The organism is Micromonospora sp. PTRAS2 (genome assembly GCF_054052245.1).
Genome location: NZ_JBSWBU010000014.1, coordinates 109,737 through 134,092 on the forward strand (window position 1 = coordinate 109,737; position 24,356 = coordinate 134,092).

25 protein-coding genes are annotated in these 24,356 nt (G+C 71.1%); 13 read left to right on the top strand and 12 right to left on the bottom strand.

The window, feature by feature from the left end; genetic code table 11:
* Nucleotides 1-83: 83 nt before the first annotated feature.
* The 5 genes from ACVMYR_RS28975 to ACVMYR_RS28995 are packed head-to-tail and all read right to left on the bottom strand — an operon-like array spanning nt 84 to nt 5,521.
* Nucleotides 84-1,160, bottom strand: a complete 1,077-nt coding sequence (locus tag ACVMYR_RS28975) for an ABC transporter ATP-binding protein (RefSeq protein WP_457123326.1) — start codon at nt 1,158-1,160, stop codon at nt 84-86.
* The gene (locus ACVMYR_RS28980) at nt 1,160-2,227 is read right to left on the bottom strand and encodes an ABC transporter ATP-binding protein (protein ID WP_457123327.1); all 1,068 of its coding nucleotides are present in this window, start codon (nt 2,225-2,227) and stop codon (nt 1,160-1,162) included. The genes ACVMYR_RS28975 and ACVMYR_RS28980 overlap by 1 nt, the downstream gene beginning before the upstream one ends.
* Nucleotides 2,227-3,138 (bottom strand): carbohydrate ABC transporter permease, encoded by a 912-nt coding sequence (locus ACVMYR_RS28985; protein ID WP_457123328.1) that lies wholly within the window; start codon nt 3,136-3,138, stop codon nt 2,227-2,229. Before ACVMYR_RS28985 ends, ACVMYR_RS28980 begins: the two co-directional genes overlap by 1 nt.
* A complete protein-coding gene (locus tag ACVMYR_RS28990) occupies nt 3,138-4,088 on the bottom strand; it encodes a carbohydrate ABC transporter permease (RefSeq protein WP_077939323.1) in 951 nt (316 codons plus the stop codon). The genes ACVMYR_RS28985 and ACVMYR_RS28990 overlap by 1 nt, the downstream gene beginning before the upstream one ends.
* Nucleotides 4,085-5,521, bottom strand: coding sequence for a sugar ABC transporter substrate-binding protein (locus ACVMYR_RS28995; RefSeq protein WP_077939324.1), 1,437 nt, complete (start codon nt 5,519-5,521; stop codon nt 4,085-4,087). The genes ACVMYR_RS28990 and ACVMYR_RS28995 overlap by 4 nt, the downstream gene beginning before the upstream one ends.
* A gap of 384 nt (nt 5,522-5,905) precedes the next feature.
* Between ACVMYR_RS28995 and ACVMYR_RS29000 the strand changes: the two genes are divergently transcribed.
* The 3 genes from ACVMYR_RS29000 (at nt 5,906) to ACVMYR_RS29010 (ending at nt 8,147) form a co-directional block, all read left to right on the top strand.
* A complete protein-coding gene (locus ACVMYR_RS29000) occupies nt 5,906-6,649 on the top strand; it encodes a GntR family transcriptional regulator (protein WP_077939325.1) in 744 nt (247 codons plus the stop codon).
* 87 nt (nt 6,650-6,736) lie between these two features.
* On the top strand, nt 6,737-7,306 hold the full coding sequence (locus ACVMYR_RS29005) for a DJ-1/PfpI family protein (protein ID WP_077939326.1): 570 nt from the start codon (nt 6,737-6,739) through the stop codon (nt 7,304-7,306).
* A 19-nt stretch (nt 7,307-7,325) separates the two neighbouring features.
* Nucleotides 7,326-8,147: an alpha/beta fold hydrolase gene (locus ACVMYR_RS29010; RefSeq protein ID WP_457123329.1), complete on the top strand. Its 822-nt coding sequence runs from the start codon at nt 7,326-7,328 to the stop codon at nt 8,145-8,147.
* 62 nt (nt 8,148-8,209) lie between these two features.
* Here ACVMYR_RS29010 and ACVMYR_RS29015 read toward each other — a convergent pair whose 3' ends face one another.
* Both ACVMYR_RS29015 and ACVMYR_RS29020 read right to left on the bottom strand, forming a co-directional pair.
* Nucleotides 8,210-8,941, bottom strand: a complete 732-nt coding sequence (locus tag ACVMYR_RS29015) for a cation transporter (protein ID WP_077939328.1) — start codon at nt 8,939-8,941, stop codon at nt 8,210-8,212.
* Entirely contained in the window at nt 8,941-9,270 is a 330-nt protein-coding gene (locus tag ACVMYR_RS29020) for an ArsR/SmtB family transcription factor (RefSeq protein ID WP_077939329.1), read from the bottom strand. The genes ACVMYR_RS29015 and ACVMYR_RS29020 overlap by 1 nt, the downstream gene beginning before the upstream one ends.
* A 131-nt stretch (nt 9,271-9,401) precedes the next feature.
* Between ACVMYR_RS29020 and ACVMYR_RS29025 the strand changes: the two genes are divergently transcribed.
* Nucleotides 9,402-10,064: a DsbA family protein gene (locus ACVMYR_RS29025; RefSeq protein ID WP_457123330.1), complete on the top strand. Its 663-nt coding sequence runs from the start codon at nt 9,402-9,404 to the stop codon at nt 10,062-10,064.
* The gene (locus ACVMYR_RS29030) at nt 10,061-10,687 is read left to right on the top strand and encodes a vitamin K epoxide reductase family protein (protein WP_457123331.1); all 627 of its coding nucleotides are present in this window, start codon (nt 10,061-10,063) and stop codon (nt 10,685-10,687) included. The genes ACVMYR_RS29025 and ACVMYR_RS29030 overlap by 4 nt, the downstream gene beginning before the upstream one ends.
* A 60-nt stretch (nt 10,688-10,747) precedes the next feature.
* Here ACVMYR_RS29030 and ACVMYR_RS29035 read toward each other — a convergent pair whose 3' ends face one another.
* The 3 genes from ACVMYR_RS29035 to ACVMYR_RS29045 form a co-directional block, all read right to left on the bottom strand.
* Complete coding sequence (locus ACVMYR_RS29035; protein ID WP_457123332.1) at nt 10,748-11,146, bottom strand: VOC family protein; 399 nt, start codon at nt 11,144-11,146, stop codon at nt 10,748-10,750.
* A gap of 141 nt (nt 11,147-11,287) precedes the next feature.
* Nucleotides 11,288-11,956: a hypothetical protein gene (locus tag ACVMYR_RS29040; protein WP_077939331.1), complete on the bottom strand. Its 669-nt coding sequence runs from the start codon at nt 11,954-11,956 to the stop codon at nt 11,288-11,290.
* A 108-nt stretch (nt 11,957-12,064) separates the two neighbouring features.
* Entirely contained in the window at nt 12,065-12,892 is an 828-nt protein-coding gene (locus ACVMYR_RS29045) for a M23 family metallopeptidase (protein ID WP_077939332.1), read from the bottom strand.
* Between the two features lie 176 nt (nt 12,893-13,068).
* Here ACVMYR_RS29045 and ACVMYR_RS29050 point away from each other — a divergent pair, with 176 nt between their 5' ends.
* From ACVMYR_RS29050 to ACVMYR_RS29070, 5 genes are all read left to right on the top strand, one after another.
* Nucleotides 13,069-14,613, top strand: a complete 1,545-nt coding sequence (locus ACVMYR_RS29050; protein ID WP_141722333.1) for an MDR family MFS transporter — start codon at nt 13,069-13,071, stop codon at nt 14,611-14,613.
* Nucleotides 14,614-14,678: 65 nt separating this feature from the next.
* Complete coding sequence (locus tag ACVMYR_RS29055; RefSeq protein WP_457123333.1) at nt 14,679-15,551, top strand: oxidoreductase; 873 nt, start codon at nt 14,679-14,681, stop codon at nt 15,549-15,551.
* 136 nt (nt 15,552-15,687) lie between these two features.
* Nucleotides 15,688-16,293, top strand: a complete 606-nt coding sequence (locus tag ACVMYR_RS29060) for a TetR/AcrR family transcriptional regulator (protein WP_457123334.1) — start codon at nt 15,688-15,690, stop codon at nt 16,291-16,293.
* A gap of 169 nt (nt 16,294-16,462) precedes the next feature.
* A complete protein-coding gene (dnaE, locus tag ACVMYR_RS29065) occupies nt 16,463-19,999 on the top strand; it encodes a DNA polymerase III subunit alpha (protein WP_457123335.1) in 3,537 nt (1,178 codons plus the stop codon).
* A gap of 45 nt (nt 20,000-20,044) precedes the next feature.
* Nucleotides 20,045-20,926 carry a hypothetical protein gene (locus ACVMYR_RS29070; RefSeq protein WP_457123336.1) on the top strand — a complete coding sequence of 294 codons (882 nt, stop codon included), beginning with the start codon at nt 20,045-20,047 and terminating at the stop codon, nt 20,924-20,926.
* 48 nt (nt 20,927-20,974) lie between these two features.
* Here ACVMYR_RS29070 and ACVMYR_RS29075 read toward each other — a convergent pair whose 3' ends face one another.
* The gene (locus ACVMYR_RS29075; protein ID WP_457123337.1) at nt 20,975-21,226 is read right to left on the bottom strand and encodes a transcriptional regulator; all 252 of its coding nucleotides are present in this window, start codon (nt 21,224-21,226) and stop codon (nt 20,975-20,977) included.
* Between the two features lie 117 nt (nt 21,227-21,343).
* Here ACVMYR_RS29075 and ACVMYR_RS29080 point away from each other — a divergent pair, with 117 nt between their 5' ends.
* From ACVMYR_RS29080 to ACVMYR_RS29090, 3 genes are all read left to right on the top strand, one after another.
* Nucleotides 21,344-21,763 carry a cation:dicarboxylate symporter family transporter gene (locus ACVMYR_RS29080; RefSeq protein ID WP_457123338.1) on the top strand — a complete coding sequence of 140 codons (420 nt, stop codon included), beginning with the start codon at nt 21,344-21,346 and terminating at the stop codon, nt 21,761-21,763.
* A gap of 155 nt (nt 21,764-21,918) precedes the next feature.
* Nucleotides 21,919-22,956: an aminotransferase class V-fold PLP-dependent enzyme gene (locus tag ACVMYR_RS29085; RefSeq protein WP_077939363.1), complete on the top strand. Its 1,038-nt coding sequence runs from the start codon at nt 21,919-21,921 to the stop codon at nt 22,954-22,956.
* A gap of 135 nt (nt 22,957-23,091) precedes the next feature.
* Nucleotides 23,092-23,724: a transcriptional regulator gene (locus tag ACVMYR_RS29090; RefSeq protein WP_457123339.1), complete on the top strand. Its 633-nt coding sequence runs from the start codon at nt 23,092-23,094 to the stop codon at nt 23,722-23,724.
* 116 nt (nt 23,725-23,840) lie between these two features.
* Here ACVMYR_RS29090 and ACVMYR_RS29095 read toward each other — a convergent pair whose 3' ends face one another.
* Nucleotides 23,841-24,347: a hypothetical protein gene (locus ACVMYR_RS29095; protein WP_457123342.1), complete on the bottom strand. Its 507-nt coding sequence runs from the start codon at nt 24,345-24,347 to the stop codon at nt 23,841-23,843.
* Nucleotides 24,348-24,356: the final 9 nt, after the last annotated feature.

A 24,356-nucleotide genomic window follows, 5' to 3' on the forward strand; every position in this document is an offset into this window, starting at 1 on the left:
TGATGATCTTGGTGATGTCCGGCGTCCCGGCGATCGCGCCGTGCGCGCACCGGACGGGCCGCCCGCCCCCGTCGGCCGCGCGGCTACCGTCCGGCCGCGGACAGCGACAGCCCGGTCTCCGCGTCGAACAGGTGCGCACGGTCCAGGTCGACCGTGACCTGCAGCCGCTCGCCCGGCGTGCCGGTGACGGTGGGTCGTGCCTTGACCTTGAGGACCTCCGTCCCCACGAGGACGTCGACCACCGTCCGGTCACCGAGCGGCTCAAGTCCGTAGAGTTCCCCCGACAACGACGCGTCCCCGCGCTGTTCGATGGACAGGTCCTCCGCGCGCAGGCCCAGCAGCAGCGCACGACCGTCCTGCGCCGTGGTCCAGCGGGGCCGGGGCAGCGTCCAGCCTCCCGCACCGATCAGACGATCTCCCTCCGCCCGGCAGGCGAGCAGGCTGATCGGCGGGCTCCCGACGAAACCGGCGACCCACTGGTTGGCCGGCCGCTCGTACACCTCGGTCGGCGTGCCGACCTGTTGCACCTTCCCCTCCTTGAGGACCGCGACCTGGTCGGCCATGGACAGGGCCTCGACCTGGTCGTTGGTCACGTAGACGAAGGTCGCTCCGAGGCTGCGGTGGATGCGGGTGAGCTCGGTGCGCATCTCGACGCGGAGCTTGAGGTCGAGGTTCGTCAGCGGCTCGTCCATGAGGAACGCGCGCGGGCTACGCACCAGCGCCCGGGCCAGGGCGACCCGCTGCATCTCACCGCCCGACAACTGCGCGGGACGACGCTGCAGCAGACGTTCGATGTGCAGCAGGCTCGACATCCGCTCGACGGCAGCGGCGATCTCGCTCGCGGAACAGCGGCGGGCCCGCAGCGGCGAGGCGATGTTCTCGTACGCCGTGCGTCGCGGGTAGAGGGCGTAGTTCTGGAAGACCATGGCCAGGTCGCGTGCGGCCGGGGCGTCACCGGTCGCGTCCCTGCCGTCCAGGTGCACCGACCCTGCGTCGAGCTTGTCGAGGCCGGCGATCGCCCGCAGGGTCGTCGTCTTGCCTGCCCCGGAGGGCCCGAGCACGACGAAGAACGAACCGTCCGGCACGTCCAGCGTCACCCCGTCGAGGGCCTGGACCTTGCCGAAGGACTTGCGCAGCCCGTCCACTGCCACGGTACCCATCAGGCCACCAGCTCTTCCGTGCGAACGTCGTAGACCGCCGGGGTTCCGCCGGTGTGCCGCAGCCCGACCGGTGCGTCAGCGGCGAACCGGACGGTCGGTGGCATCCGAACCCGCACGTCGCGCTGGCCGCCGTGGTCGACCACGTAGATGATCTCGTCGCCCAGCCACTCGGCCGAGACCACGCGGGCCGGGATCGAACGTTCCGCCCCGGGCGCGGTGACCTCCAGCGCCTCCGGCCGGACGCCGGCGACCAGGCGACGGTCGCGCGGCAGGCCCGACGGTGGCGTGAGGGCCAGGCCGCCCTGACCGCGCAGGCTCCCGTCGGCCACCTCCACCTCGATCAGGTTGATCGGCGGGGAGCCGATGAACGCGGCGCAGAAGAGGCTCGCCGGACGGTCGTAGACCTCCAGCGGAGTGCCGACCTGCTCGACGCGGCCCTTGTTGAGGATGGCGATCCGATGACCGAGCGACATCGCCTCGACCTGGTCGTGGGTGACGTAGACCATCGTCGCCCCCAGTTCCCCCTGCAGGTGCTTGATCTCCGTACGCATGTCCGCCCTCAGCTCCGCGTCCAGGTTGGTGAGAGGTTCGTCCATGAGGAAGGCGCGTGGTCGTCGCACCAGGGCGCGGGCCAGCGCCACGCGCTGCTGCTCCCCGCCGGACAGCTGGCGCGGTCGCCGGTCCAGCAGCGGATCGAGCCGCATCAGCCGGGCGGCCTCGGCGACCCGCGCCTGCACCTCCGGCTTGGGCAGCCCCTCGGCGCGCAGGGGGAACGCCAGGTTGTCGCGGGTCTTCAGGTGCGGGTAGAGCGCGTAGAACTGGAACACCATGGCGATGTCGCGCTCGGCGGGCGGCAGGTCGTTGACCAGCGTGTCGCCGATGCGGATGTCGCCCGTCGTCTGCCGCTCCAGGCCGGCGATGGCCCGCAGCGTGGTCGTCTTGCCGCAGCCCGAAGGGCCGAGCATCACGAACAGCTCGCCGTCGCCGATGGACAGGTCCACGTGTTCGACCGCGACCGTTCCGTCCGGGTAGCGCTTGTGCAGGGCGGTCACCTCGATGCCGGCCATCAGCGTCGCACCGCCCCGAGCGTCACGCCGGCGACGAGGTGCTTGCGCACCAGATAGGCGAAGACGAGCACCGGCAGGGCGAACACGACGGAGGCGGCGGCCACCAGACCCCAGTCCACGGTGGTGCCGCCGATGAGGCCGGCGATGGCGGGTGGGGCCGTGCGGACCTCGTCGCTGGAGGTGAGGAAGATGGCGAACACGAACTCGTTCCAGGAGAAGATGAGGGCGAAGACCGCCGTCGCGGCGATGCCGGGCACGAGCAGGGGGAGGGTGAACTTCCAGAACGCCTGCAGACGGGTGTAGCCGTCGAGCATCGCGGCGTCCTCGTACTCCGCGGGCACCTCGTCGACGAACCCCTTCATCATCCAGATCGTGAACGGGACGTTGAACGCGGCGTAGATGAGGATCAGGCCGAGCTTGCTGTCGATGAGCCCGACCTGGCGGTACATGAGGAAGATCGGGATCACGACCACCACGGGCGGCATAAAGCGGGTGGACAGGATGAAGAACAGCTGGTCCTTCTTGGCCTTCAGCGTGAACCGTGAGTAGGCCCAGGCCGCCGGGACCCCCAGCACGGTGGCCAGCACCGTGGAGACCCCGGCGACCACCACGGAGTTGAGGAACGAGACGGACAGGGCCGAGCGACCGCCGTCGGGGGCGACGAACACGTCCTTGAAGTGATCCAGGGTGACGTTGAAGTCGAAGAACTTCGCCGGGATGGCGTAGACGTCCCGGTTGTCCTTGATGGACGTCTCGATCATCCACAGCACCGGGAAGAGCATCACGACGGCCAGCACGGTCAGCAGCACGACCTCCAGCGCGGGGCGGCCCCGGCCGCCGAAGCGGCGCGCGGGGGGCGTGTGATCCCGGGTAGGAGCTGCGGACACGGCCTCGTCGACGGAGACGGCCATCAGCCCTCCTTGAGCTTGTTCAGGTAGCGCAGGTAGAGCTGCGTGAGGACGACGACGACGAGGACCATGAGGATTCCGTACGCCGAGGCGGTGCCGGTGTTGAAGCCCAGGAACGCGACCTTGTATACGTGGAACGACAACGTCTCGGTGGAGACCCCCGGGCCCCCGTTGGTGAGGATGTAGACGAGGTCGAACAGCCGGAACGCCTCGATGGCCCGGAACAACACGGCGATGAGGAGCAGCGGCCACACCAGCGGAAGGGTGATGGTGCGGAACCGGAACCACTCGGACGCCCGGTCGATCGAGGCGGCCTCGTACAGATACCTGGGCACCGCGGTGAGGCCCGCGAGTGCGATGAGCATGATGAAGGGCGTCCACTGCCAGGTGTCGACCACGATCAGGGAGACCAGTGCCGTCCGCTGCCGGGTGAGCCACTCCACCTGCTCCAGGCCGATCGAGCCGAGCATGCTGTTGACCACGCCGAACTGCGCGTCGAGCATGAATCGCCAGAACAGCCCGACCACGACCGGCGACAGCATCATCGGGACCAGGAACAGTGTGGTCAGCAGTCCTCGCCCGTGCGTACGCCGGGAGATCAGGTAGGCGATGGTGAAGCCGAGCACGGTCTGCAGGGAGACCGCGCCGACCACGTAGATCAACGTCGTCAGGGCCCTCGTGTGGACCTGCGCCGACGTCAGGATGGCGGTGTAGTTGCCGAACCCGACGAAGTTGGCGGGCCCGCCGCGGGTGGCCGAGTAGTCGGTGAACGACAGGTACAACGCCCACAGCAACGGGAACACCGACATCGCGAGCAACAGCAGCAGCGCGGGGGAGATGAAGGCCACGGCGAGCCCGCGGTCGCCCAGCCGGGGGGACCGGCCCCGGGCAGGCGGTGTCGCGGACGCCACCTGCCCGGGGCCGTCGGTCGTCAGAGGGACGGGCTCACTCACAGTCCGCCGCCGCCCTTGCGACCGCTCGAGTCGAGCACGCTCTGCTGCTCCCGGGCGATGTCGTCGAGCGCGTCCTTCGGCTTCTTCGCGCCGTTGAGGGCCGCGTTCACGTTGGTGTTCTCGATGTCGACCAGGCGCGCGTACTCGGGCACGTTCCACATGTCCCGCATCCGGGGAACCGAGTCGGCGTACACCTTGTTGAACGGCCCGGCGTTGAGGAACTCGGGCGACTCCAGGGCGTCCGTACGCGCCGGCACGCCACCGGCTGCGGCCCACTTCTTCTGGATGTCGGGCCGCTCGAACCACTTCATGAAGTTCAGCGCCTCCGCCTGGTTCGCCGCGGGGGAGTAGGCCGACACGTGCATCCCCATGCCGCCGAGGGGGACGAGGTTCGTCTTCTGGCTCGGCAGGGTGGCGAAGCCCAGCTTGTCGAGGATCTGCTCCCGCGTGGTGCCGAGCGTCGACTGCTTCGGGTCGAGCAGGCCGCCGCTCGCGGCGATCCAGTTGAACGCGATGCATGCCTTGCCCTGGGCGACCGCCGCGTTCACCTCGTCGATGAACCAGTTGCCGGAGCCCTTGGCGGTCAGCGGCTTCATCTTGTTGACCAGGACGTCCATCGCCTCCTGGCCCGCGGCGTCGTTGAGGACGCCGTCGATCTTGCGCGTCTTGGGGTCCCAGAGGTTGCCGCCGTAGATGCCGTTGACCGTGTTGTAGGTGACGGCCGCGGCGTCGGAGCCGTTGGCCTGGTGGAACGCCAGCCCGCTGACGCCGGGGTTGTCCGCCTGGCACTTACCGGCGACCGAGATCATCTCGTCCCAGGTCTGCGGCGGCTTGTCGCCGATCAGGTCCTTGCGGTAGATCATCGTCCAGGTGTCGCCGAGCAGCGGCAGCCCGTACAGGCTGGCGTTCTCGTCGCGCTTGCCGGTCTCCGCCTGGGGGAACTGGCCGTAGGCCGCCAGGAGGTAGGGGTTGTAGGCCTTGACGTCGATGTTGTTCTTGACGAAGTCGGTGAGGTCGAGGATGTTGCCGTTCGTCACGGCCTCGCCGATGTGTTGCGAGTCCAGGATCGCGATGTCGAAGTCGGTCTTGTGCGCGGCGAACTGGGTGAACATCGCGTCGTGCCAGTTCGCGTTCGGCACGGTGTTGACCTTGATGGTCGCGTTCGGCCGCTCCTTCTTGTACTCCGCGTTCGCGAAGTCTTCCAGGGCGTGAGCGGGGGGCCAGTCGAACCAGATGAAGCTGAGGGTCAGCGGGTCCTTGGTGAGCTCCGGGATGGTCGCCGGTGCCTTGGGGGCGCCCGCCTTCGCGTCGCCGTCGTCCTGGCCGTCGCCGCAGGCCGCCATGGTCGTGGCGACCAGCAGCATGGCCGCCGTCGCCAGCCGCGCCTTTCGCCCGGGAACGGACAATCGTCCTGTCAGCTTCGGATGCCGCATCTTCTGGCCTGCTTTCTGGTGGGGGTGTGGAGCCTCGCTAGGTGCTTCGCCGAGCAGGTGCCGGGTCGTTCAGGCGTGTTGCCGGGCTGTCGCGGGGCCGACCCGCGGGGGTCGGGCGTCGCGAGCGCGCCGGGACGCGCCGGGTCCGCGCGCCGTCGAGCGGCCCTTCGACCCGTCCGGGCCGGTGACGACCGGGGAGGGGTGTCGAGCATGCTCGTGGGAGCGTCAGGTGATCGAGTGGAGCGGTGGCAGGTGGTTCCGGCGGTGCAGAATGACGGGCGCCCGTCGAATTTCCTATACGATCGAGCGGGGCGTCAGCATGTCGCAGCGTGGTGACTGGTGTCAACAGGTTCCCGAAGATGCAGGAAAGGACCTCACGTCACGATGGACGACGAAGCGATGACCGCGCGGGGCCGTAGGGTCGTGACGGGTGGGACGTCGTCGGGCAGATCCGGCGGTCGGCTCGCCGACGAGGTGTACGACACGCTGCTCGGACAGCTGATGTCGCTACGGATCGAGCCTGGCTCCCGCGTCACGATCGACGTCCTGGCGCGGGAGCTGGGGGTCTCGCAGACGCCGATCCGCGACGCTCTGAACCGCATGGAGGCCGAGGGCCTGGTCGTGCGGGTGCCCCATGCCGGCTACCGCATTCCCCCCCAGATCACCCGGAACCGATTCGAAGACATGCTCGAGGTCCGCCTGCTCCTGGAGCCGGCGGCGGCGCGCAGGTCCGCCGAACGCGCCTCCTTGCCGCAGGTGGCCGGGCTGCGCCGGATGCTGGAGGAGATGGCGGAGCTGGAGGGGGGCAGCGAGCCCCTGGCCTACGGCGCCTTCGGGCTGCGCGACGCCGCCTTCCACGATCTCGTCGCGCTGAGCGCGGGGAACCAGGTCATCCGCGAGGCGCTCGCCCGCCTGCACAGTCACGTGCACCTCTTCCGGCTGCACCACGACACCCAGGTCACCCACCTGGCCATGGCCGAGCACGAGGAGGTCGTGGCCGCGATCGCCGCGCGTGACCCCGACGCCGCCGCCTACGCGATGCGGCGGCACATCCTGCGGTCCGGCGAGCGCTTCCGGCGACTGTTCGACGAGGTCGAGGGTGCGGACGCGATGGCGGTTGAGGCTTGACGGGCGGGCGGGGCAGGGGAATGCTAGCCCAATCGGATCGGATTGGATCGCGTCCGCCTCACCGCCACCAGACACGAGGAGAAGCAGGTGCCCAGAGCGCTGCTCCTGACCGGCGACGCCGCCGAGGAACTCGACACCATGTATCCCTACTACCGCGTCCAGGAGGGCGGCTGGGACGTCGACGTCTCGTCACGGACGTTGCGTGACGTGCAACTGGTCATCCACGAGTTCGACCCCAACTCCGACGCCTACGTGGAGAAGAACGGCCGGAAGCTGCCGGTCGACGTGCCCTGGGCCGAGGTCGACGTCGAGCGCTACGACGCCCTCATCATCCCCGGGGGGCGTGCCCCCGAGTGGATCCGGGTCGACGCCGACGTCAGGCGCATCACCGAGCATTTCTTCGCCCGCAACCTCCCCATCGCGCTGGTGTGCCACGGCGCGCAGGTCCCGGCGGTGTACGGGCTGCTGAAGGGCCGGAAGACGGCGTGCTTCCCCCCGATCACCGGGGACATGGAGAACGCGGGCGCGACGGTCATCGACGCCCCCGACGTCGTGGACGGCAACCTCGTCTCCTGCCGGGGCTGGCCCGACATGCCGCAGTTCGGCAGGGCGATGATGGAGGTCTTCTCGAAGTCCGTCGACCCCGCGTCGGCATGAGCACACCCGGCCTGCCCCGGTGACGGCACTGCGGACCGTCACCGTCGACGGCTCTCCCGTCCACGTCTTCGAGAGCGGCGCCGGGCCCGCGGTGTTGATGCTGCACGGCTCCGGACCCGGCACGACCGGGTCCGGAGCCTGGGCGGCGACGGCGCAGGCGCTGGGCGCGTCCTGGCGCGTGCTGGCCCCTGACCAGGCGGGATTCGGCCGCACCCCCGTCCCGGCGGGCTCCAGGGGCGGGCTCAGGCTGTGGACGGAGCAGGCCGCCGGCCTGATGGACGCTCTCGGTATCGAGCACTACGCGGTCGTGGGTCACTCCATGGGCGGCGCCGTCGCGCTGGCGTTGGCGGCCGCGCGCCCCGAGCAGGTCAGCCGTGTCGTGGCGGTCTCGACGATGGGCGCCCCCGGGGCGCCGCTGTCGGCCGACCTCGACGCGATCTGGGCCGCCCCCGCCGGCCCGCCCGGGGCCCGGGGCATGCTGAGTCGACTCGTCCTCGACCAGGCGCTCGTGACCGACGCGGCCGTCGAGACCCGCGCCGCCGCGATGCGGGCGGGTGCGGCCGCGTTCGCGTCGTTGTTCCCGCCACCCAGGGCGCGCTGGGCCGACGACCTCACCCTCTCGACGCAGACGCTGGCCGCGATCCGCGCGCCCGTGCTGCTCGTGCACGGCGCCGATGACCGGGTCACTCCGCTCGCGACGTCGACCCTGCCCCTGCTCGAACACCTGGCCGATGTCCGGCTGCACGTGCTCGGCCGGTGCGGGCACGTGCCGGCGATCGAGCACCCGCACGAGTTCCGGCAACTGCTGTCGGGCTTCCTCCGCCGGGACAGCCGCCCCTGACTGCTGCGCCAGGTCCGCGGCCCGCGCTCAGGCAGCTCAGCGGGAAGCAGGGCCGGGCCTGCTCACCGGCCGTCGCCGGAGCAGCAGGAGCAGCCCGACTGGCATCCACAGTCGTCCTCCCCGCCCGGGGCGGCGGCGGTGGGCGTACCGGCCGCCGGGGCCGCGCAGCAGGCGTCGCCGCGCCAGGCCGCGCGGCCTTCCTTGACGGCGACGGCGGCGATGACGAGCGCGGCGAGCGGGTCGGCCCAGGACCAGCCGAACAGGGCGTTGAGGCCGAGGCCGACGAGCAGGACCGCCGACAGGTAGGTGCAGAGCATGGTCTGCCTGGAGTCGGCCACCGCGGTGCGGGAGCCGAGTTCGCGGCCGGCGCGGCGCTGGGCGTACGACAGTCCGGGCATGATGGCCAGGGACAGCGCGGCGAGGACGAGGCCGACGGGGGAGTGGTCGGCGTCGGCGCTGCCGAGCAGGGCGCGGACGGATTCGACGGTGACGTACCCGGCGAGGGCGAAGAACGAGACCGCGATGACGCGCAGGGCGGTCTTCTCCCGGGCCTCGGGGTCGCGGCCGGCGAACTGCCAGGCCACGGCGGCGGCGGAGGAGACCTCGATGACGGAGTCGAGGCCGAAGCCGATCAGCGCGGTGGACGAGGCGATGGTGCCGGCGCTGATGGCCACGACCGCCTCGGCGACGTTGTAGGTGATGGTGGCGGCGACCAGCAGGCGTACCCGCCGGGCGAGGACTGCCCGGCGGGCCGGCGTCGGGCCGGCCGGGGCCTGGACCAGGGGCAGGGTCATCAGCAGCAGCCCTTCGTGGCGGCGTCGGGGCAGGCGGCGGGGTCGACGGCGAGCACGAGGCCGAGCAGGTCGCCGAGGGCGTGGGCGAGGCGCGGGTCGGCGAGCTCGTAGCGGGTGCGGCGGCCTTCGGGGGCGGCCACGACGAGGCCGCAGCCGCGCAGGCAGGTCAGGTGGTTGGACAGGTTCTGCCGGGTGGTGCCGAGCAGGTCGGCGAGCTGCGCCGGGTAGCCGGGGCCGTCGCGCAGCGCCAGCAGCAGGCGGGCCCGGGTGGGGTCGGACAGGGCGTGGCCGAACCGGGCCAGCACCTGCCCGTGGGTCAACGTCTCCACACGCCCGATAGTACATCAGTTGCTGTATCAAGCTAGGTGGTCCGGGTTCCGCCGCTCTCAGCGAGCTGACAGGAAGACCGTACAGCGGTCTATGTATGGTTCGCCCGACATCCAGACGTGAGGGGGCGGGCATGACGAGGAACGCGCGGTTGACCTTAGCGCTGATTGCGGTGCTGGTCTTCGCGGTGGGCGGCCTGCTGGCGGTGAACCGCCGCGACGAGCCCGCGCCCGCAGCCCTGGCCGGTGGAAGCGTCGACCCGGCCGTACTGGTGCGCGAGGACAGCCACCGGCTGGCCACCGCAACCGACAGCAGGGTGACGCTGGTCGAGTTCCTCGACTTCGAATGCGAGTCCTGCGCGGCGGCGTACCCGGCGGTCAAGCAGGTCCTCGCCACCTACCAGGGGCGGATCACCTTCGTGGTGCGCTACTTCCCGATCCCCAGCCACCCCAACGCCGACCTCGCCGCCCGCACCGCGCAGGCCGCCGCCAACCAGGGACGCTTCGCCGAGATGTACGCGAAACTGTTCGAGAACCAGAACGCGTGGGGGCACCAGGAACGGCCGCAGACGGAGGTGTTCCTCGCCTACGCCCGCGACCTCGACCTGGATCTGGACCGCTTCCGGCGCGATCTCGACGACCCAGCCACCGCCGCCCGCGTCGCGAGGGACAAGGCCGACGGGCAGGCCGCCGGCGTCACCGGCACCCCGACGTTCTTCCTCAACGGCCGCCAGCTCACCGAGCTGCGCAGCCAGGACGACCTGACCGCCGCCCTCGACGCCGCCCTCGCCGAGTGAGCACCGCCACCGCCACCGCGCCGACCGGGACGCCCCAGCCCCCTGGGCGGTTCCTCGACCGCGCCACCGCCTGGCTGCTCACCGTCGGCGGCGGGATCGGCCTGCTCGCCGCGACCACCCTCGCCGTCGAGAAGATCAACCTGCTCGCCGACCCCGGCTACGTCCCCAGCTGCAGCATCAACCCGATCCTGTCCTGCGGCTCGGTCATGACGACCCCGCAGGCCGAGGCGTTCGGCATCCCCAACCCGCTCCTCGGCATCGCCGGTTTCGCCGCCGTCACCACCGTCGGCGTCACCCTGCTCGCCGGCGTACGCCTACCGCGCTGGTTCTGGCTCGGCCTGCAGGCCGGCGTCACCTTCGGCGTCGTCTTCGTGCACTGGCTCATCTACCAGAGCCTCTACGTCCTCGGCGCGCTCTGCCCGTACTGCATGGTGGTCTGGGCGGTGACCATCCCGATCTTCCTCTATCCCACGCTGCGCAACCTGCGCCAGTACGCCCCCGCCCGGCCGGGGGCCCTGGCCGCGGCGGACGGCTACCACAGCCTCATCCTCACCGCCTGGTACGCGGTCATCCTGGTCGCCGCCCTGAGCCGCTTCTGGGACTACTGGACCACCCTGGTCTAGTGGCTCGCGGGCACCGGCCCGATCTCGGCGGGTGCGGCGTCGGGGTCCCGGCCCGGGGCGTCAGACGTCGGATTCGACGGCGAAGGTGTTGCCGTCCGGATCCTGTAACCAGGCGATACGCCCACCGCCGGCCCGGGCGGTGATTCCTCTGGCGTCGTGGTCGAGCTGGTCGTACCGGATGAACCCGACGCCGGCCGAGGCGAGCTCGTCGACGATCCGCTCGATGTCGTCGACGTACCATGTCGCCAGCGTCGCCGGGCTCTTCCCGGCGGTGACCGACTGGTAGACGTTCAGCGCCGCCACGCCGCCGGAACCATAGACGCGGCTGCCGCCGGCGATGTCGGCGCTGGGGCCCGACCGCAGCGGCCGTAGGCCCAGTCGGCCTTCGTAGAACGCGACCGCCCGTTGTATGTCGGACACGGCGATCGAAGCTCTGAGGTGATATGTGTTCAGCGGCATGGACCACTGTCGCACACGCAGACCCCGGGGTCAGGGCGAACCAGGCAACGCGCGAACCCCACCCCCGCAGCCGCCGACGGCTGTGGAGGTGGGGCGGCGTTCCGCACGGATGCCGACGCTCAGACCCAGAGTGGACGCGGGCTAGGAGTGCGGCTTGTCGACGTACCCGATCTCCTCCAGCTTGCCGTCGATGAGCCGGTAGGTGGCCGTCCGCTCGATCACCAGCTCGACCATCGAGGCGTCGTCGGGCCGGGTCAGGTAGACCACCTGCGCCTGGCCGGCACCGATGGTGACCTTCTCGACCGGGGTGCGGTCGCCGAGGTCGACCGTGCCGACGTAGGCCGGGGCGCCCTTGACGTTGCGCCAGAGCACGATGCCCCAGAACTTGCCCGTCCCGCCGCCGTCGAGCATGATCGCGCGCACCGCGTCGGCGGCGCCGTCGCCGGTCATGTCGCCGATCGCGCACGGCGGCTGCAGGGCGACCACCACGCCGTCCTCGCCGGCCCAGCGCCCCTCGGTCAGCGGGATCGGGTCGGGGTAGTCGTTGTATCGCACCTTCGTGCTGCCCAGCTCCGACTCGGCCACCTGGTCGCAGGTCAGCGCGGGAACCTTCGCAGGCGGCGCGGCGGTCGGCGAGACGTTGTCGTTCTCGCTGCTGCCGTCGCCGAACGGCTCTTCGGCCACCGGCGAGTCCGCCGGCGTCGTGGTGTCGCCGGGGCCCGGCGCGGCGCCGTCGTTGATCTCGATCGTGCAACCGCCCGCCACGAGGACCAGGGCGAGCGCGGCCAGCGGCAGCAGCGTCCTGCGCATGTTGTTCCTTTCGATGAAGTCGGCCGCAGCGTAGTGCGCCCCCGCCACTGCCGGACTTCATCGCGTTCGGCGCGGGCCAGCCCCGGGCGCCGCGCCGGCCGAGCTACCTCAACCGATGCCGTCGACCGCGGCCCGGAGCGCACTGATCGACGGATCCCAGCTGAAGTTCAGCACGGGGATGCCGGAAGCGGCGGCGTTGCTGTCGCCGCCGAGGACCACTGCCCGCGGCTTGCCGGTGCCCTGGGGGACCACCAGATACCAGCTGCCCTTCACGTTCGCGATGAACACGTCGTCTACCTCCTGGTCGGTGGGGTCGGGGGTGGCGGCGTCCCCGGCGTAGTTCTCGAAGTCCGCCGTGGCGCCGAAGTTCGTCGGGCTTGCGGTGTTCAGCCAGAGGCTGGTGTGCACATGCGGCCCGACGCCGTAGTCACTGCCGTTCGCCGAGGCGCCGGAGTATGCGATCGTCTGTCCGCGCGACACGCGTTGACCGGTCGAGACGGCGATCGACGAGAGGTGCAGGTGCCGGGTGTAGTTGCCGTCGTCGTGGGCCATGCCCACGACACGCCCGGTCGCGGTGGAGGTGTCGGTCTTCACGAAACGGATCGTGCCGTTGGCCGCGGCCATGACGGGCGTGCCGGTGCCGACCGCGTAGTCGGTGCCCGGCTCACCCGAGGGGGGCGTCCGGTTCCGGTGGTCCTGCCAGGAGCTCGAGATGCGGACGTTCCCGCACGGCCGCTGATAGCTGCCGGCAGCCCGGGCGGGGTCGGGCAGCAGGGCAAAGGCGGCCGACACCCCGGACGCCGCCAACGCGGCGCCCGTGATGAACCCCCGCCTCGAGAGTCCTCGCAGATAGGCGACGCCGGCGAGATCCTCCGGCCGCAGCTCGCCGTGGCTGACATCCTGTAGGTCAGGGTGAGGCTCCTCGTTGAGGATCATCAATGCAAACTAGGGCCACTTCCGGTGCGGGGCAAGGGTTTCTCCCCGGTCGGCCCGCAAGCCGCGTGCGCCCGCGCCGTCGCGGGGCAGGTCCGGGAGCGTACGTCGTGGTCGCCGCCGCGCGGCCCGCCCGACGCCCGACACGAACCCGACGTGCGTAATCGGCACATAGTTGCGTGCTCGGCAACGTTGTGGAAGCCTCACTCAGTGTTGAGGCCGAGACGCAAGCGCTGGTTCGGGGGCGTGTGATGCTGAGAAAACGATCGACTGAACCTCGTGCGGCAGGCGGGGACGCGCCCCTGCCCAAGGAGCTGCAGAAGATCGCCGTGGTGGTCCTGGTCGGCCTTCTGCTGATGCAGCTCGATGGAACCATGGTGGGCATCGCGCTGAACACCCTCTCCGGTGAGCTCTCCGTCTCCGTGTCGACCCTCCAGTGGGTCGTGACCGGATACCTGCTCGCGCTGATGGTGGGCATGCCGATCGCCGGCTGGGCGGCCGACCGGTTCGGCACCCGCAGAATGTGGACCGTCTCGCTCGTCGTCTTCCTCGTCGGCTCGGTGCTCTGCGGCGTCGCCGTCAACATCGAGACGCTGATCTTCGCGCGGGTGGTGCAGGGCCTCGGCGGCGGCATGATGGTCCCCGTCGGGCAGGCGATGCTGATGCGGGTCGCCGGCGCCGAGCACCGCGCGCGTCTGGTGGGGCTGATGGCCATCCCGGGCGTGATCGGCCCCACGCTCGGCCCCGTCGTGGGCGGCGTCATCGTCGACGACTTCAGCTGGCGGTGGATGTTCCTCATCAACATCCCGATCGGGCTGATCGCCTTCTTCCTGGCCGGCCGCAACCTGCCCAACTTCAAGGAGGAGGCCCGCGCCGCGCTGGACGTGCTCGGCGTGGTGCTGCTGGTGCCCGGCCTGGTGGCCGTGGTCTTCGGCCTCTCCCGGGCGGCCGCCGGCGGCCTCGGCGACCCCCTGGTCGTCGCGCCGCTCGTCACGGGCGTCGTGCTGATCGCCGGGTTCATCCTGCACGCCGCCCGGCCGAACATCGAGGCCCTGGTGTCGATGCGGCTGTTCAAGTACAGGAACTTCGCGGCGGCCAGCGCGTTGACGTTGCTGGCGGCGCTCACGATGGGCGCCGGGATCGTGCAGCCGCTGTTCCTGCAGCAGGTGCACGGCGAGAGCCCGATGGGCGCCGGCCTTCTCCTGGTCGGTTTCGGTGTGGGCTCGGCGCTCACCTCCGTCGTGCTCAGCCGCGTGTTCAACCGGCTCGGCGCGAGGCTGGTGGGGACCGTCGGCCTGGCCTTGACCTTCACCGGAACGGTCGCGTTCACGCAGTTCTACGCCAGCACCGGGCGGGTGTTCATCGTGCTCGCCATGCTCCTGTCCGGGGTGGGGCTCGCGATGGTCACCCTGACCATGTCGACGGCCCTCTACGTCGGGCTGCCGCCGCAGCAGATCGCCCGCGCCACCGGCGCCTCGCGGATCGTCCAGCAGCTCGGCCTCTCGACCGGCACGGCGGTGATCAGCCTGGTGCTGCAGATCCAGCTGACCAAGCAGACCGCCGGGTCCGACCTGGACAGTCTCGCGAACGCCTACCACCACGCGTTCTGGTGGAGTGCCGGCTTCCTCGCGCTCGCGATCGTACCGGCGCTGCTGTTGCCCGGGCGGATCCCGGCGACCCCCGGCGCCCAGGACAAGAAGGTTGCCCAGGCGCAACCCGCGTGAGCGGGACCGGGACGGCGTCACCGGTCTTCTCGACATCTCGTAGATCTGGAAAGGAAAACAGGAACATGACTGCGAACTCCATCACGGCCGAGGCCGCCGGGACGCTGACGCTCGGCGGTGACCTGCCCGTGCGCCGGCTCGGCTTCGGCGCGATGCGGCTGGCGTTCGGCGGCTCCGTGCGCGATCCCGAGACTGCCGCCACGGTGCTGCGCAGCGCGGTCGACAGCGGGGTGAACCACATCGACACGGCCGGCTTCTACGGGTTCGGTGACCTCCACTCGCACGAGGTCATCCGGCAGGCGCTCTCCCCGTACCCCGCCGATCTGGTGATCGCCACCAAGGTGGGCCCGGTGATCGAGGGCGGGGTGGTGCCGACCGCGGAGGCCAAGCCCGACCAGCTCCGCCAGCTCGTCGAGGAGGACCTGCGCCGTCTCGGGGTGGACCGCCTCGACCTGGTCTACCTGCGGGTGGGCGGCGCGACGGCGGCACCGGGCGGCGTGTCGATCGGGGACCGTTTCGCGGCCCTCGCGCAGCTTCGCGAGGAGGGCCTCATCCGGCATCTCGGCGTGAGCAACGTCGACGCGGAGCAGCTTGCCGAGGCGCAGGCCATCGCCCCGGTCGCGGCCGTGCAGAACCAGTTCCACGTGCACTTCCGTGGTGACTCCGAGCTCGTCGCCCAGTGCGCGAAGGACGGCATCGCGTACGTGCCGTTCTTCCCGGTCGGCGGCGGTGGCGCGCCCATCGACCACGACCGGCTCAAGGCCGTCGCGGAGCGCCACGGAGCGACGACCCGGCAGGTCGCGCTCGCGTGGCTGCTCACCGTGTCGCCGGCGATCCTGGCCATCCCCGGCACCAGCGTGCTGGACCACCTCACCGAGAACATCGCGGCGGCCGGCCTTGCCCTCACCGACGAGGACATGGCCGCCCTGTCGACGTAGCGCGGGAGCCACGCCTGAGGGAAGCTCCCGGTCGCTCAGCTCCATGAGCTCGGAGCCCTTGAAGCGCCTTTGACCTGTGTTGTTGCCTTCCGGGCAACAGGTTGCCGAGGCTGCAGCGGCGTGTCACCCTGTCTGCGTGTCGACGACGATTCGGGCCAGCAAGGCGGCCGCCGTCCGGCGGATGCTCAGCGAGGCGGCCCTCGGCCTCGCGGTCGAGCGGGGCTGGGACAACGTGCGGGTGGAGGACATCGCCGCCCGGGTGGGCATGTCCACCCGCTCGTTCAACAACTACTTCCACAGCAAGAACGAGGCCCTGTACGCCGTCGACCTCGACCGGTCCGTGGCGATCCGCGAGCAACTGCGCTCCCGGCCGGCGGACGAACCGCTGACCCAGGCCGTCGTTAACGCGATGCTCGCGGCCTTCCTCGCCTGGGACAACCTGGACCGCGACCTGGTGACCAAGGTGCGCCTCGCGGTGGCGACCTCGCCGCTGGGCGGCGAGTACCTAAAGGCCCACGCCGCGCGGGAGACGGCGCTCGCCGAGGGAATCGCCGAGCGGCTCGGGATGGCGCCGCACGACGACATCTACCCGAGGCTGCTGGCCACGATGGTGGTCAACGCGGTCCGGGTCGCGGTCGAGTTCTGGGTCGACTCGTCGCGGGCCACCTCCCTGTCCGACGCGATCCGCGACACGCTGGAACGGATCGCGGCCGGGCTGCCCGCCCCGCCGACCGGCGGGTGAGCGCGGGCCGGTCGGCATCGGGCCGGAGCCGTCGCCGCCTCGGCTGGGGAGATCCCCGCCACCCGGGCGGTTCCGCCCCGCGCGGCTGCTGGAGGTCCCCGATCCCCCGGCGATAGGGTGGGCCGACCGATCTCGACAACCCATGATCCGACCCGGGGGGGCGCCACGCATGGGCGATTCGTTCGCGCATCTGCACGTGCACACCGAGTACTCGATGCTCGACGGTGCGGCCCGGCTGAAGGACCTCTTCGCCGAGGCCAACCGGCTCGGCATGCCGGCGGTCGCGATGACCGACCACGGCAACATGCACGGCGCGAACGACTTCTACAAGCAGGCCATGGCCGCCGGGATCACCCCGATCCTCGGCGTCGAGGCGTACGTGGCGCCGGAGTCGCGCTATCACAAGGCGCGGGTGAAGTGGGGCCGGCCGGAGCAGAAGAGCGACGACGTCTCCGGTAACGGCGCGATCACCCACATGACGATGTGGGCGGCGAACAGGACCGGCCTGCACAACCTGTTCACCCTCAACTCGCGCGCCTCCATGGAGGGCCACTACGTCAAGTGGCCCCGGATGGACATGGAGCTGATCGCCGAGCACGCCGAGGGGATCATGGCGACCACCGGGTGCCCCTCCGGCGCAGTGCAGACCCGGCTGCGGCTGGGTCAGTTCGACGAGGCGATCAAGGTCGCGTCGGCATACCAGGACATCTTCGGCAAGGACAACTACTTCCTGGAGCTGATGGACCACGGCCTCGACATCGAGCGCCGGGTCCGCGAGGGGCTCACCGAGATCGGCAAGAAGCTCGGCATCCCGCCGGTGGTGACCAACGACTCGCACTACACCCACGAGGCGCAGGCCGAGGCGCACGACGTCCTGCTCTGCGTGCAGACCGGCAGCAACATCGCCGACCCCAACCGGTTCCGCTTCGAGGGCGGCGGCTACTTCATCAAGTCCGCCGACCAGATGCGCGCCGTCGACTCCTCCGAGCTGTGGCTCCAGGGCTGCCGCAACACGTTGCTGGTCGCCGAGAAGGTCGACCCGGCGGGGATGTTCGAGTTCCACAACCTGATGCCGCGCTTCCCGATCCCCGAGGGGGAGACGGAGGAGTCGTGGTTCCGCAAGGAGACCTTCAAGGGCCTCGCCCGGCGGTTCCCGGGCGGGATCCCCGAGGGCCACGTGGTGCAGGCGGAGTACGAGCTGGGCGTCATCATCCAGATGGGCTTCCCGTCGTACTTCCTCGTGGTCGCCGACTTCATCCAGTGGGCGAAGAACCAGGGCATCGCGGTGGGCCCGGGCCGTGGCTCGGCGGCGGGCTCCCTGGTCGCGTACGCGTTGGGGATCACGGACCTGGACCCGATCCCGCACGGGCTGATCTTCGAGCGGTTCCTCAACCCCGAGCGGGTCTCGATGCCGGATGTCGACATCGACTTCGACGAGCGTCGGCGCGGTGAGGTGATCAAGTACGTCACCGACAAGTGGGGTGAGGACAAGGTCGCGCAGATCGCCACGTTCGGCACGATCAAGGCGAAGGCGGCGATCAAGGACTCGGCGCGGGTCCTGGGCTACCCGTACGCGGTGGGGGACCGGATCACCAAGGCGATGCCGCCGGCGGTGATGGGCAAGGACATCCCGCTGTCGGGCATCTTCGACCCGAAGCACCCGCGCTACGCGGAGGCGGGCGAGATCCGGGGCCTGTACGAGTCGGACCCGGACGTCAAGAAGGTCATCGACACGGCGAAGGGCATCGAGGGGCTGATCCGGCAGACCGGCGTCCACGCCGCCGGGGTGATCATGTCGGCGGAGCCGATCATCGAGCACATCCCACTGATGCGGCGCGACTCCGACGGGGTGATCATCACCCAGTTCGACTACCCGACGTGCGAGTCGCTCGGGCTGTTGAAGATGGACTTCCTCGGCCTGCGCAACCTCACGATCATCGACGACGCGGTCAAGAACATCCAGCTCAACCACGGCAAGGACCTGGATCTGCTGGGCCTGGACCTGGACGACAAGGCCGCCTACGAGCTGCTGGCGCGCGGCGACACGCTCGGGGTGTTCCAGCTCGACGGCGGGCCGATGCGGTCGCTGCTGCGGCTGATGAAGCCGGACAACTTCGAGGACATCTCCGCCGTCCTCGCGCTGTACCGGCCGGGCCCGATGGGCGTGGACTCGCACACCAACTACGCGCTGCGCAAGAACGGCCTCCAGGAGATCACGCCGATCCACCCGGAGCTGGAGGAGCCGCTGCGGGAGATCCTCGCCCCCACCCACGGCCTGATCGTCTACCAGGAGCAGGTGCAGCGCGCCGCGCAGATCCTCGCCGGCTACACGCTCGGCCAGGCGGACCTGCTGCGGCGGGCGATGGGCAAGAAGAAGAAGGAGATCCTCGACAAGGAGTTCGTGCCCTTCCGGGACGGCTGCCGCGAGCGCGGCTACTCCGACGAGGCGATCCAGGCCGTGTGGGACGTCCTCGTGCCGTTCGCCGGGTACGCGTTCAACAAGGCGCACTCGGCGGCGTACGGGCTGGTGTCGTACTGGACGGCGTACCTGAAGGCGCACTACCCGGCCGAGTACATGGCCGGGTTGCTGACCTCCGTCGGCGACGACAAGGACAAGATGGCGTTGTACCTGTCGGAGTGCCGGCGGATGGGCATCCAGGTCCTCCCGCCCGACGTGAACACCTCGGCCGGGCCGTTCACCCCGGTCGGGAAGGACATCCGGTTCGGCCTGGCGGCGATCCGCAACGTCGGGGCGAACGTGGTGACCTCGATCATGCGGTGCCGCCAGGAGAAGGGCGAGTACGCCGACTTCTACGACTTCCTGGCCAAGGTCGACGCGGTGGTCTGCAACAAGAAGACCATCGAATCGCTGATCAAGGCCGGCGCGTTCGACGTCATGGGCCACAGCCGCAAGGGGCTGCTCGCCGTGCACGCCGACGCCATCGACGCGTACGCCGACGTCAAGCGCAAGGAGGCCGTCGGCCAGTACGACCTGTTCGGCGCCGGCTTCGGCGACACCGAGACCGTCGGCGGCAACACCACCGTCATGCCGACCATCGGCGAGGCCGAGTGGGACAAGCGCGACAAGCTCGCCTTCGAACGCGAGATGCTCGGCCTCTACGTCTCCGACCACCCCCTGTTCGGCCTCGAACACGTCCTCGGCGCGGCGGCCGACTGCACCATCGCCGCCCTCTCCGAGGAGGGCACCGTCCCCGACGGCGCGGTGGTCACCCTCGCCGGCATCCTCTCCGGGGTGCAGCGCCGCGTCACCAAGCAGGGCCGCGCGTGGGCGTCGGCCACCCTGGAGGACCTCGCCGGCGGCGTGGAGGCCCTGTTCTTCCCCAACACCTACGAGGTGATCGGCCAGTACATCGCCGAGGACGCCATCGTCGTGGTCAAGGGCCGGGTCGACCGCCGCGACGACACTCCCCGCATCATGGCGATGGACATGCAGCTGCCCGACGTCACCAGCAACCCGGGCAGCAAACCGGTCACCCTCACCATCCCCGTGCACCGCTGCACCCCGCCGCTGGTCGAACGCCTCAAGGAGACCCTCGTCCTGCACCCCGGCGACACCGAGGTCCACGTCAAGCTCCTCAACGGCGGCAAGACCACCACCCTGCGCCTCGGCCCCTTCCGGGTCGCGGCCACCACCGCCCTCATGGGCGACCTCAAGAGCGTCCTTGGCCCGGCCAACGTGAGCTGACCCGTGACCGGCACCCCACCCGACATCACTGCCGGGGAGCCGTCCGTGCGGGTCCGCGACCTGGTCCCGACCTATCTCGAGTACGCCCGCTCAGCCGACGGAGCCTCCCCGGCTCGCCGGTCTGAGCTGTGGCGGTCTCGCTACCTCGACCGGCACCCGGATGTTTTCGCCGCCGCCCTCGACCGGGCGGGGGAGTGGTCCGGCGGCGACGACCTGCCTGCGGTGCTGGACCAGCTGACCGAGAATCGGGCCGACCTGTCGCGGCGAGCTGCCCGGCTACGGATTGAGCTGCCCGATGCGGTGCGCTCGGTGGCCGGGGCACTGGGCTGGGCCGATGACCGCGATCCGATCGAGTGCGTGACGTTGGTCGGCCTGCACCGGGCGAACGGCTGGGCGGACCGCCTCGACGGCCGGTACGCACTCTTCCTCGCCGTCGAGCAACTCGGAGATCCGGCCGAGGAGCGGCTGCTGGTGCACCACGAGACCGCGCACGTCGTCCACGACCGGCTTGCGACCATCAGGGATTGGCCGGAGCACGGCGTTGCCGCCTCGCTGCTGGCCGAGGGGTTGGCCACCGAGGTCACCACGGAGACTGTTCCGGGCCTTTCCGACGAGGCGTACCTGTGGTTCCACCGTCCCGGATACGAGCCATGGCTCGCCGAATGCCGGACTCGGTGGGAGGAGATCATCGACCGGATCATCGCAGACCTCGATGCCACCGACCTCGACCGGAACGCACCGTACTTCCTTATGCGGGACCTGCCCGACGGGGGTGACCTGCCAAAGCGCTGCGGCTACCTGGTTGGCCTGCGGCTGGTTCGTGAGCTGCGACGGCACTATCCGCTGCCGGAGATCGCCCGGTGGGACCTCAACCGGGCCGTGCCGGAACTGCGCCGCGCCCTCGGCGCGGTCGCCGTCGCGGCCTGACGGGTCCCGGTGGTCGGTCCGGCCGGGCTTGGTCAGGTGGAAATCGAGTCAGGCCGGGCGGTACTCCACCTCGGGGCGGCCCGGGGTGCCGTAGCGGGGCGCCCGCACCGCCCGCTCGGCGGCCACCAGATACTCCAGGTACCGCCGGGCGGTGACCCGGGAGATGCCGGCCAGCCCCGCCACCTCGGACGCGGACCGGCCGGCGTTGCCGCCGAGCGAGCCGAGCACCGCCCGCAGCGTCTGCTCGTCGAGCCCCTTCGGCAGCGTGTGCGCCGCCGGGCCCCGCAGGGTGGCGAACATCCGGTCCACCTCGTCATCGCCAAGATGGAGCACGTCGGCGTCAGCAAGCCCGTCGTCGGGATCACCGTGCCCACCGGCTACTCGTTCAACCTCGACGGCACCGCCATCTAGCTGACCATGGCGGCGCTGTTCGTGGCCGACGCCATGGGCAAGCCGATGTCGATCGGCGAGCAGGTCGGCCTGCTCCTGTTCATGATCATTGCCTCGAAGGGCGCGGCCGGCGTCACCGGCGCGGGCCTGGCCACCCTGGCCGGCGGCCTCCAGTCGCACCGCCCCGACCTGCTCGACGGCGTCGGACTGATCGTCGGCATCGACCGGTTCATGTCCGAGGCGCGGGCGCTGACCAACTTCGCCGGCAACGCCGTGGCCACCGTCCTGGTCGGCACCTGGACCGGCGAGTTCGACCGCGCGCAGGCCCGCGACGTGCTCGCCGGCCGCCGCCCCTTCGACGAGGCCACCATGCTCGACGAGGACGACGACGACCCGCAGCCGCCGGCCGGGCCGCAGCGCCCTGCGCTCAGCGGCGCACCCGCCTGACCGGGCCGCCGCCGCGCCGCCCCCCGTCCCCGGGCTCCTGTCCACCGCCGTCCCCGCGTCGATCGCCCCTTGGGCGGGCCGCGACCGGGGGCGGCGGCCACCATCGGTGAATTGGCGCTCACGGAGGTGGCGACGGCCGCACTACCGTCGGCGGCATGGAGTTGGAGCAGGCACGCAAGCTGTGGCAGCCGCAGCCCGGCTGGCTGAACACCGCCAGCTACGGGCTGCCGCCCGAGCCGGCCTGGGCGGCGGTGCAGGAGGCGCTGGCCGACTGGCGGACGGGACGTACCTCCTGGGAGGGTTGGGACGACGCCACCCGGCGCTCCCGGGCGGCCTTCGCCGGCCTGGTCGGCGTGGCGCCCACCGACGTGACGGTCGGCAGCACGGTGTCCGCGTTGTTCGCCCCCGTCGCGGCGGCCCTGCCGGCCGGCGCCACCGTCGTGGCCCCCGAGGTGGAGTTCACCTCCAACCTCTTCCCCTGGCTGGCCCAGGCCGAGCGGGGGGTGCGGGTGCGCACGGTCCCGCTCGACGGGCTCGTCGACGCGATCGACGCCGACACCGACCTGGTCGCGTTCAGCCTGGTGCAGTCCGCCGACGGGGCCGTCGCCGACTACCACCGGATCGTCGCCGCCGCCCGCGCCCACGGCGCGCTGGTGGCCGTCGACGCGACCCAGGCGTGCGGCTGGCTGCCGTTCGACGCCGGCCTGGCCGACGTCGTCGCCGTCGGGGCGTACAAGTGGCTGATGGGGCCGCGCGGGTCGGCCCTGGCCTACCTGGCGCCGGCGCTGCGCGAGCGGCTGCGACCCGACGGCGCCGGCTGGTACGCGGCCGAGGACCCGTTCTCCTCCTACTACGGCCCGCCGCTGCGGCTCGCCGCCGACGCCCGGCGGTTCGACCAGTCCCCGGCATGGTTCAGCTGGATCGGCACCGCCCCCGCCCTGGAACTGCTCGCCGAGATCGGCGTGCCGGCCGTGCGCGAGCACGACGTGCGCCTGGCCAACCGGTTCCTCGCCGGGCTGGGCCGGCCACCCGGCGACAGCGCGATCGTCGCCGTCGAGGTGCCCGGCGCGCAGGAGAAACTGGAACGGGCAGGCATCCGGGCGGCGGTGCGCGCCGGCCGGGTCCGGGCGTCGTTCCACCTCTACACCACCGACGCCGACGTCGACCTGGCCCTCGACGCGCTGACCGGCTGACCCGCCGCGCGCCCCGGTCGCCGGCCGGCGCTGGTCGTGGGCCGGCGCTGGTCGCCGGAGTCCGCGCCCGCGCCGCATCCGAATCGCGCCACCCGGACGAACCCCTGGTAGTGACCGTCTACCCGGGGGTACGTCGTGCTGACCGACTCGATGCCGGCCGAGGCTGTCGAGACCGCGCGCAAGCGCCTCTCCGCAGCCGCCGAGGACCTCGACGCCAACGAGGTCGCCGCCCTGCTGCTGGCGCTGGCCGCCGACCACGGGGTGCTGGCGTCCTGGCAGCAGGTCTGCGTTCCGCTGCTCGCCGCGCTGCGGGGCCACACGGCGGCCGAGGTCGCCACCGAACACGCCCTCACCGAGGGCGTGCGCATCGGCCTGGACGTGTTCCACCGTGAGCCCGCCCGGCAACTGCCCACCGGCGGCGTACTGCTCGCCGGGGCCGAGCACGAGACCCACTGTCTCGGCCTGCACGCGCTCGCCGCCGCCCTGAGGGAGCGCGGGCGGGGCGCGCTGCTGCTCGGGCCCGCGCTGCCCTGGACGGCTCTGGCGTCCGCCGTGCGCCGGGCGCGTCCGCACACCGTCGTGATCTGGTCGCAGACGCCGGTCACCGGCCGCGCGTACCGGCTGGTCCGCTTCGGCCGCGACACCCCGGGCGTACGCGTGCACGCGGCCGGGCCGGGCTGGATCGAACCGCTGCCGCCCCCGTCGATCCGCCTGACCACCCTGGCGGCGGCCACCGCCGCCTGCTTGCAAGGAAGGGCCCCTTGTTAACGCTTTCTGTATAGGAGGGGCCCCTTCCTAACACTCGGTTGCCCGGGGCGGAGACGCCACCGGCCGGGCCCCTGTTGTCGGGGCCCGGCCGGCGGCGTGTGTGTATGTATGTGGTGTCAGCTGTTGTTCCAGTGCTGCGCGACGAGGTCGGCGGCCTGCTGTTCCCACTGCGCGTAGGCGTCGGGGTAGGCGGAGACCTGCACCGTCTGGGCGGCGTCGGTCAGGGGCATGTTCTGCCAGCCGTCGACCTGTCGGAGGCCCTTGAGGAACGCGGTGGTCGCGTACTGCGGGTCGGTGATCTGCTCGGGGGTGCCCCAGCCGCTGGAGGGGCGTTGCTGGAACAGGCCGAGGGAGTCGTGGTCGTTGCGGTCGCCGAGGTGGCCGAGGTTCTGCAGCTTGGACTCCTGCAGGGCGGTGCCGATGGAGATGACGGCGGCGCGTTCGTCGAGGCCGGTCTTCTTGGTGGCGGTGATGATGGCCTTGGCGTTGGCGGTCTGTTCGGCGTCGAGGTCGATGCGCGACTGCGCGCCCTGCACGCCGTGGGGGATCAGCTTCCCGGCGTCGGTGGTCGTGTCGGCCTGTGCGGCGGCGACGGGCCGCGCGTCGACAGTGCCGGTGTCGATGGCGTGGTG

Bases quoted from the DNA above. Each gene is read 5' to 3' on its own strand.
- ACVMYR_RS29025 (WP_457123330.1), top strand. From the start codon at position 9,402: ATGACGAGGAACGCGCGGTTGACCTTAGCGCTGATTGCGGTGCTGGTC.
- ACVMYR_RS29015 (WP_077939328.1), bottom strand. From the start codon at position 8,941: ATGACCCTGCCCCTGGTCCAGGCCCCGGCCGGCCCGACGCCGGCCCGC.
- ACVMYR_RS29085 (WP_077939363.1), top strand. From the start codon at position 21,919: ATGGAGTTGGAGCAGGCACGCAAGCTGTGGCAGCCGCAGCCCGGCTGG.
- dnaE (WP_457123335.1), top strand. From the start codon at position 16,463: ATGGGCGATTCGTTCGCGCATCTGCACGTGCACACCGAGTACTCGATG.
- ACVMYR_RS28980 (WP_457123327.1), bottom strand. From the start codon at position 2,227: ATGGCCGGCATCGAGGTGACCGCCCTGCACAAGCGCTACCCGGACGGA.
- ACVMYR_RS29040 (WP_077939331.1), bottom strand. From the start codon at position 11,956: ATGCGCAGGACGCTGCTGCCGCTGGCCGCGCTCGCCCTGGTCCTCGTG.
- ACVMYR_RS28995 (WP_077939324.1), bottom strand. From the start codon at position 5,521: ATGCGGCATCCGAAGCTGACAGGACGATTGTCCGTTCCCGGGCGAAAG.
- ACVMYR_RS29055 (WP_457123333.1), top strand. From the start codon at position 14,679: ATGACTGCGAACTCCATCACGGCCGAGGCCGCCGGGACGCTGACGCTC.
- ACVMYR_RS29075 (WP_457123337.1), bottom strand. From the start codon at position 21,226: ATGTTCGCCACCCTGCGGGGCCCGGCGGCGCACACGCTGCCGAAGGGG.
- ACVMYR_RS29045 (WP_077939332.1), bottom strand. From the start codon at position 12,892: ATGATCCTCAACGAGGAGCCTCACCCTGACCTACAGGATGTCAGCCAC.
- ACVMYR_RS29080 (WP_457123338.1), top strand. From the start codon at position 21,344: ATGGCGGCGCTGTTCGTGGCCGACGCCATGGGCAAGCCGATGTCGATC.
- ACVMYR_RS29035 (WP_457123332.1), bottom strand. From the start codon at position 11,146: ATGCCGCTGAACACATATCACCTCAGAGCTTCGATCGCCGTGTCCGAC.
- ACVMYR_RS28985 (WP_457123328.1), bottom strand. From the start codon at position 3,138: ATGGCCGTCTCCGTCGACGAGGCCGTGTCCGCAGCTCCTACCCGGGAT.
- ACVMYR_RS28975 (WP_457123326.1), bottom strand. From the start codon at position 1,160: ATGGGTACCGTGGCAGTGGACGGGCTGCGCAAGTCCTTCGGCAAGGTC.
- ACVMYR_RS29000 (WP_077939325.1), top strand. From the start codon at position 5,906: ATGGACGACGAAGCGATGACCGCGCGGGGCCGTAGGGTCGTGACGGGT.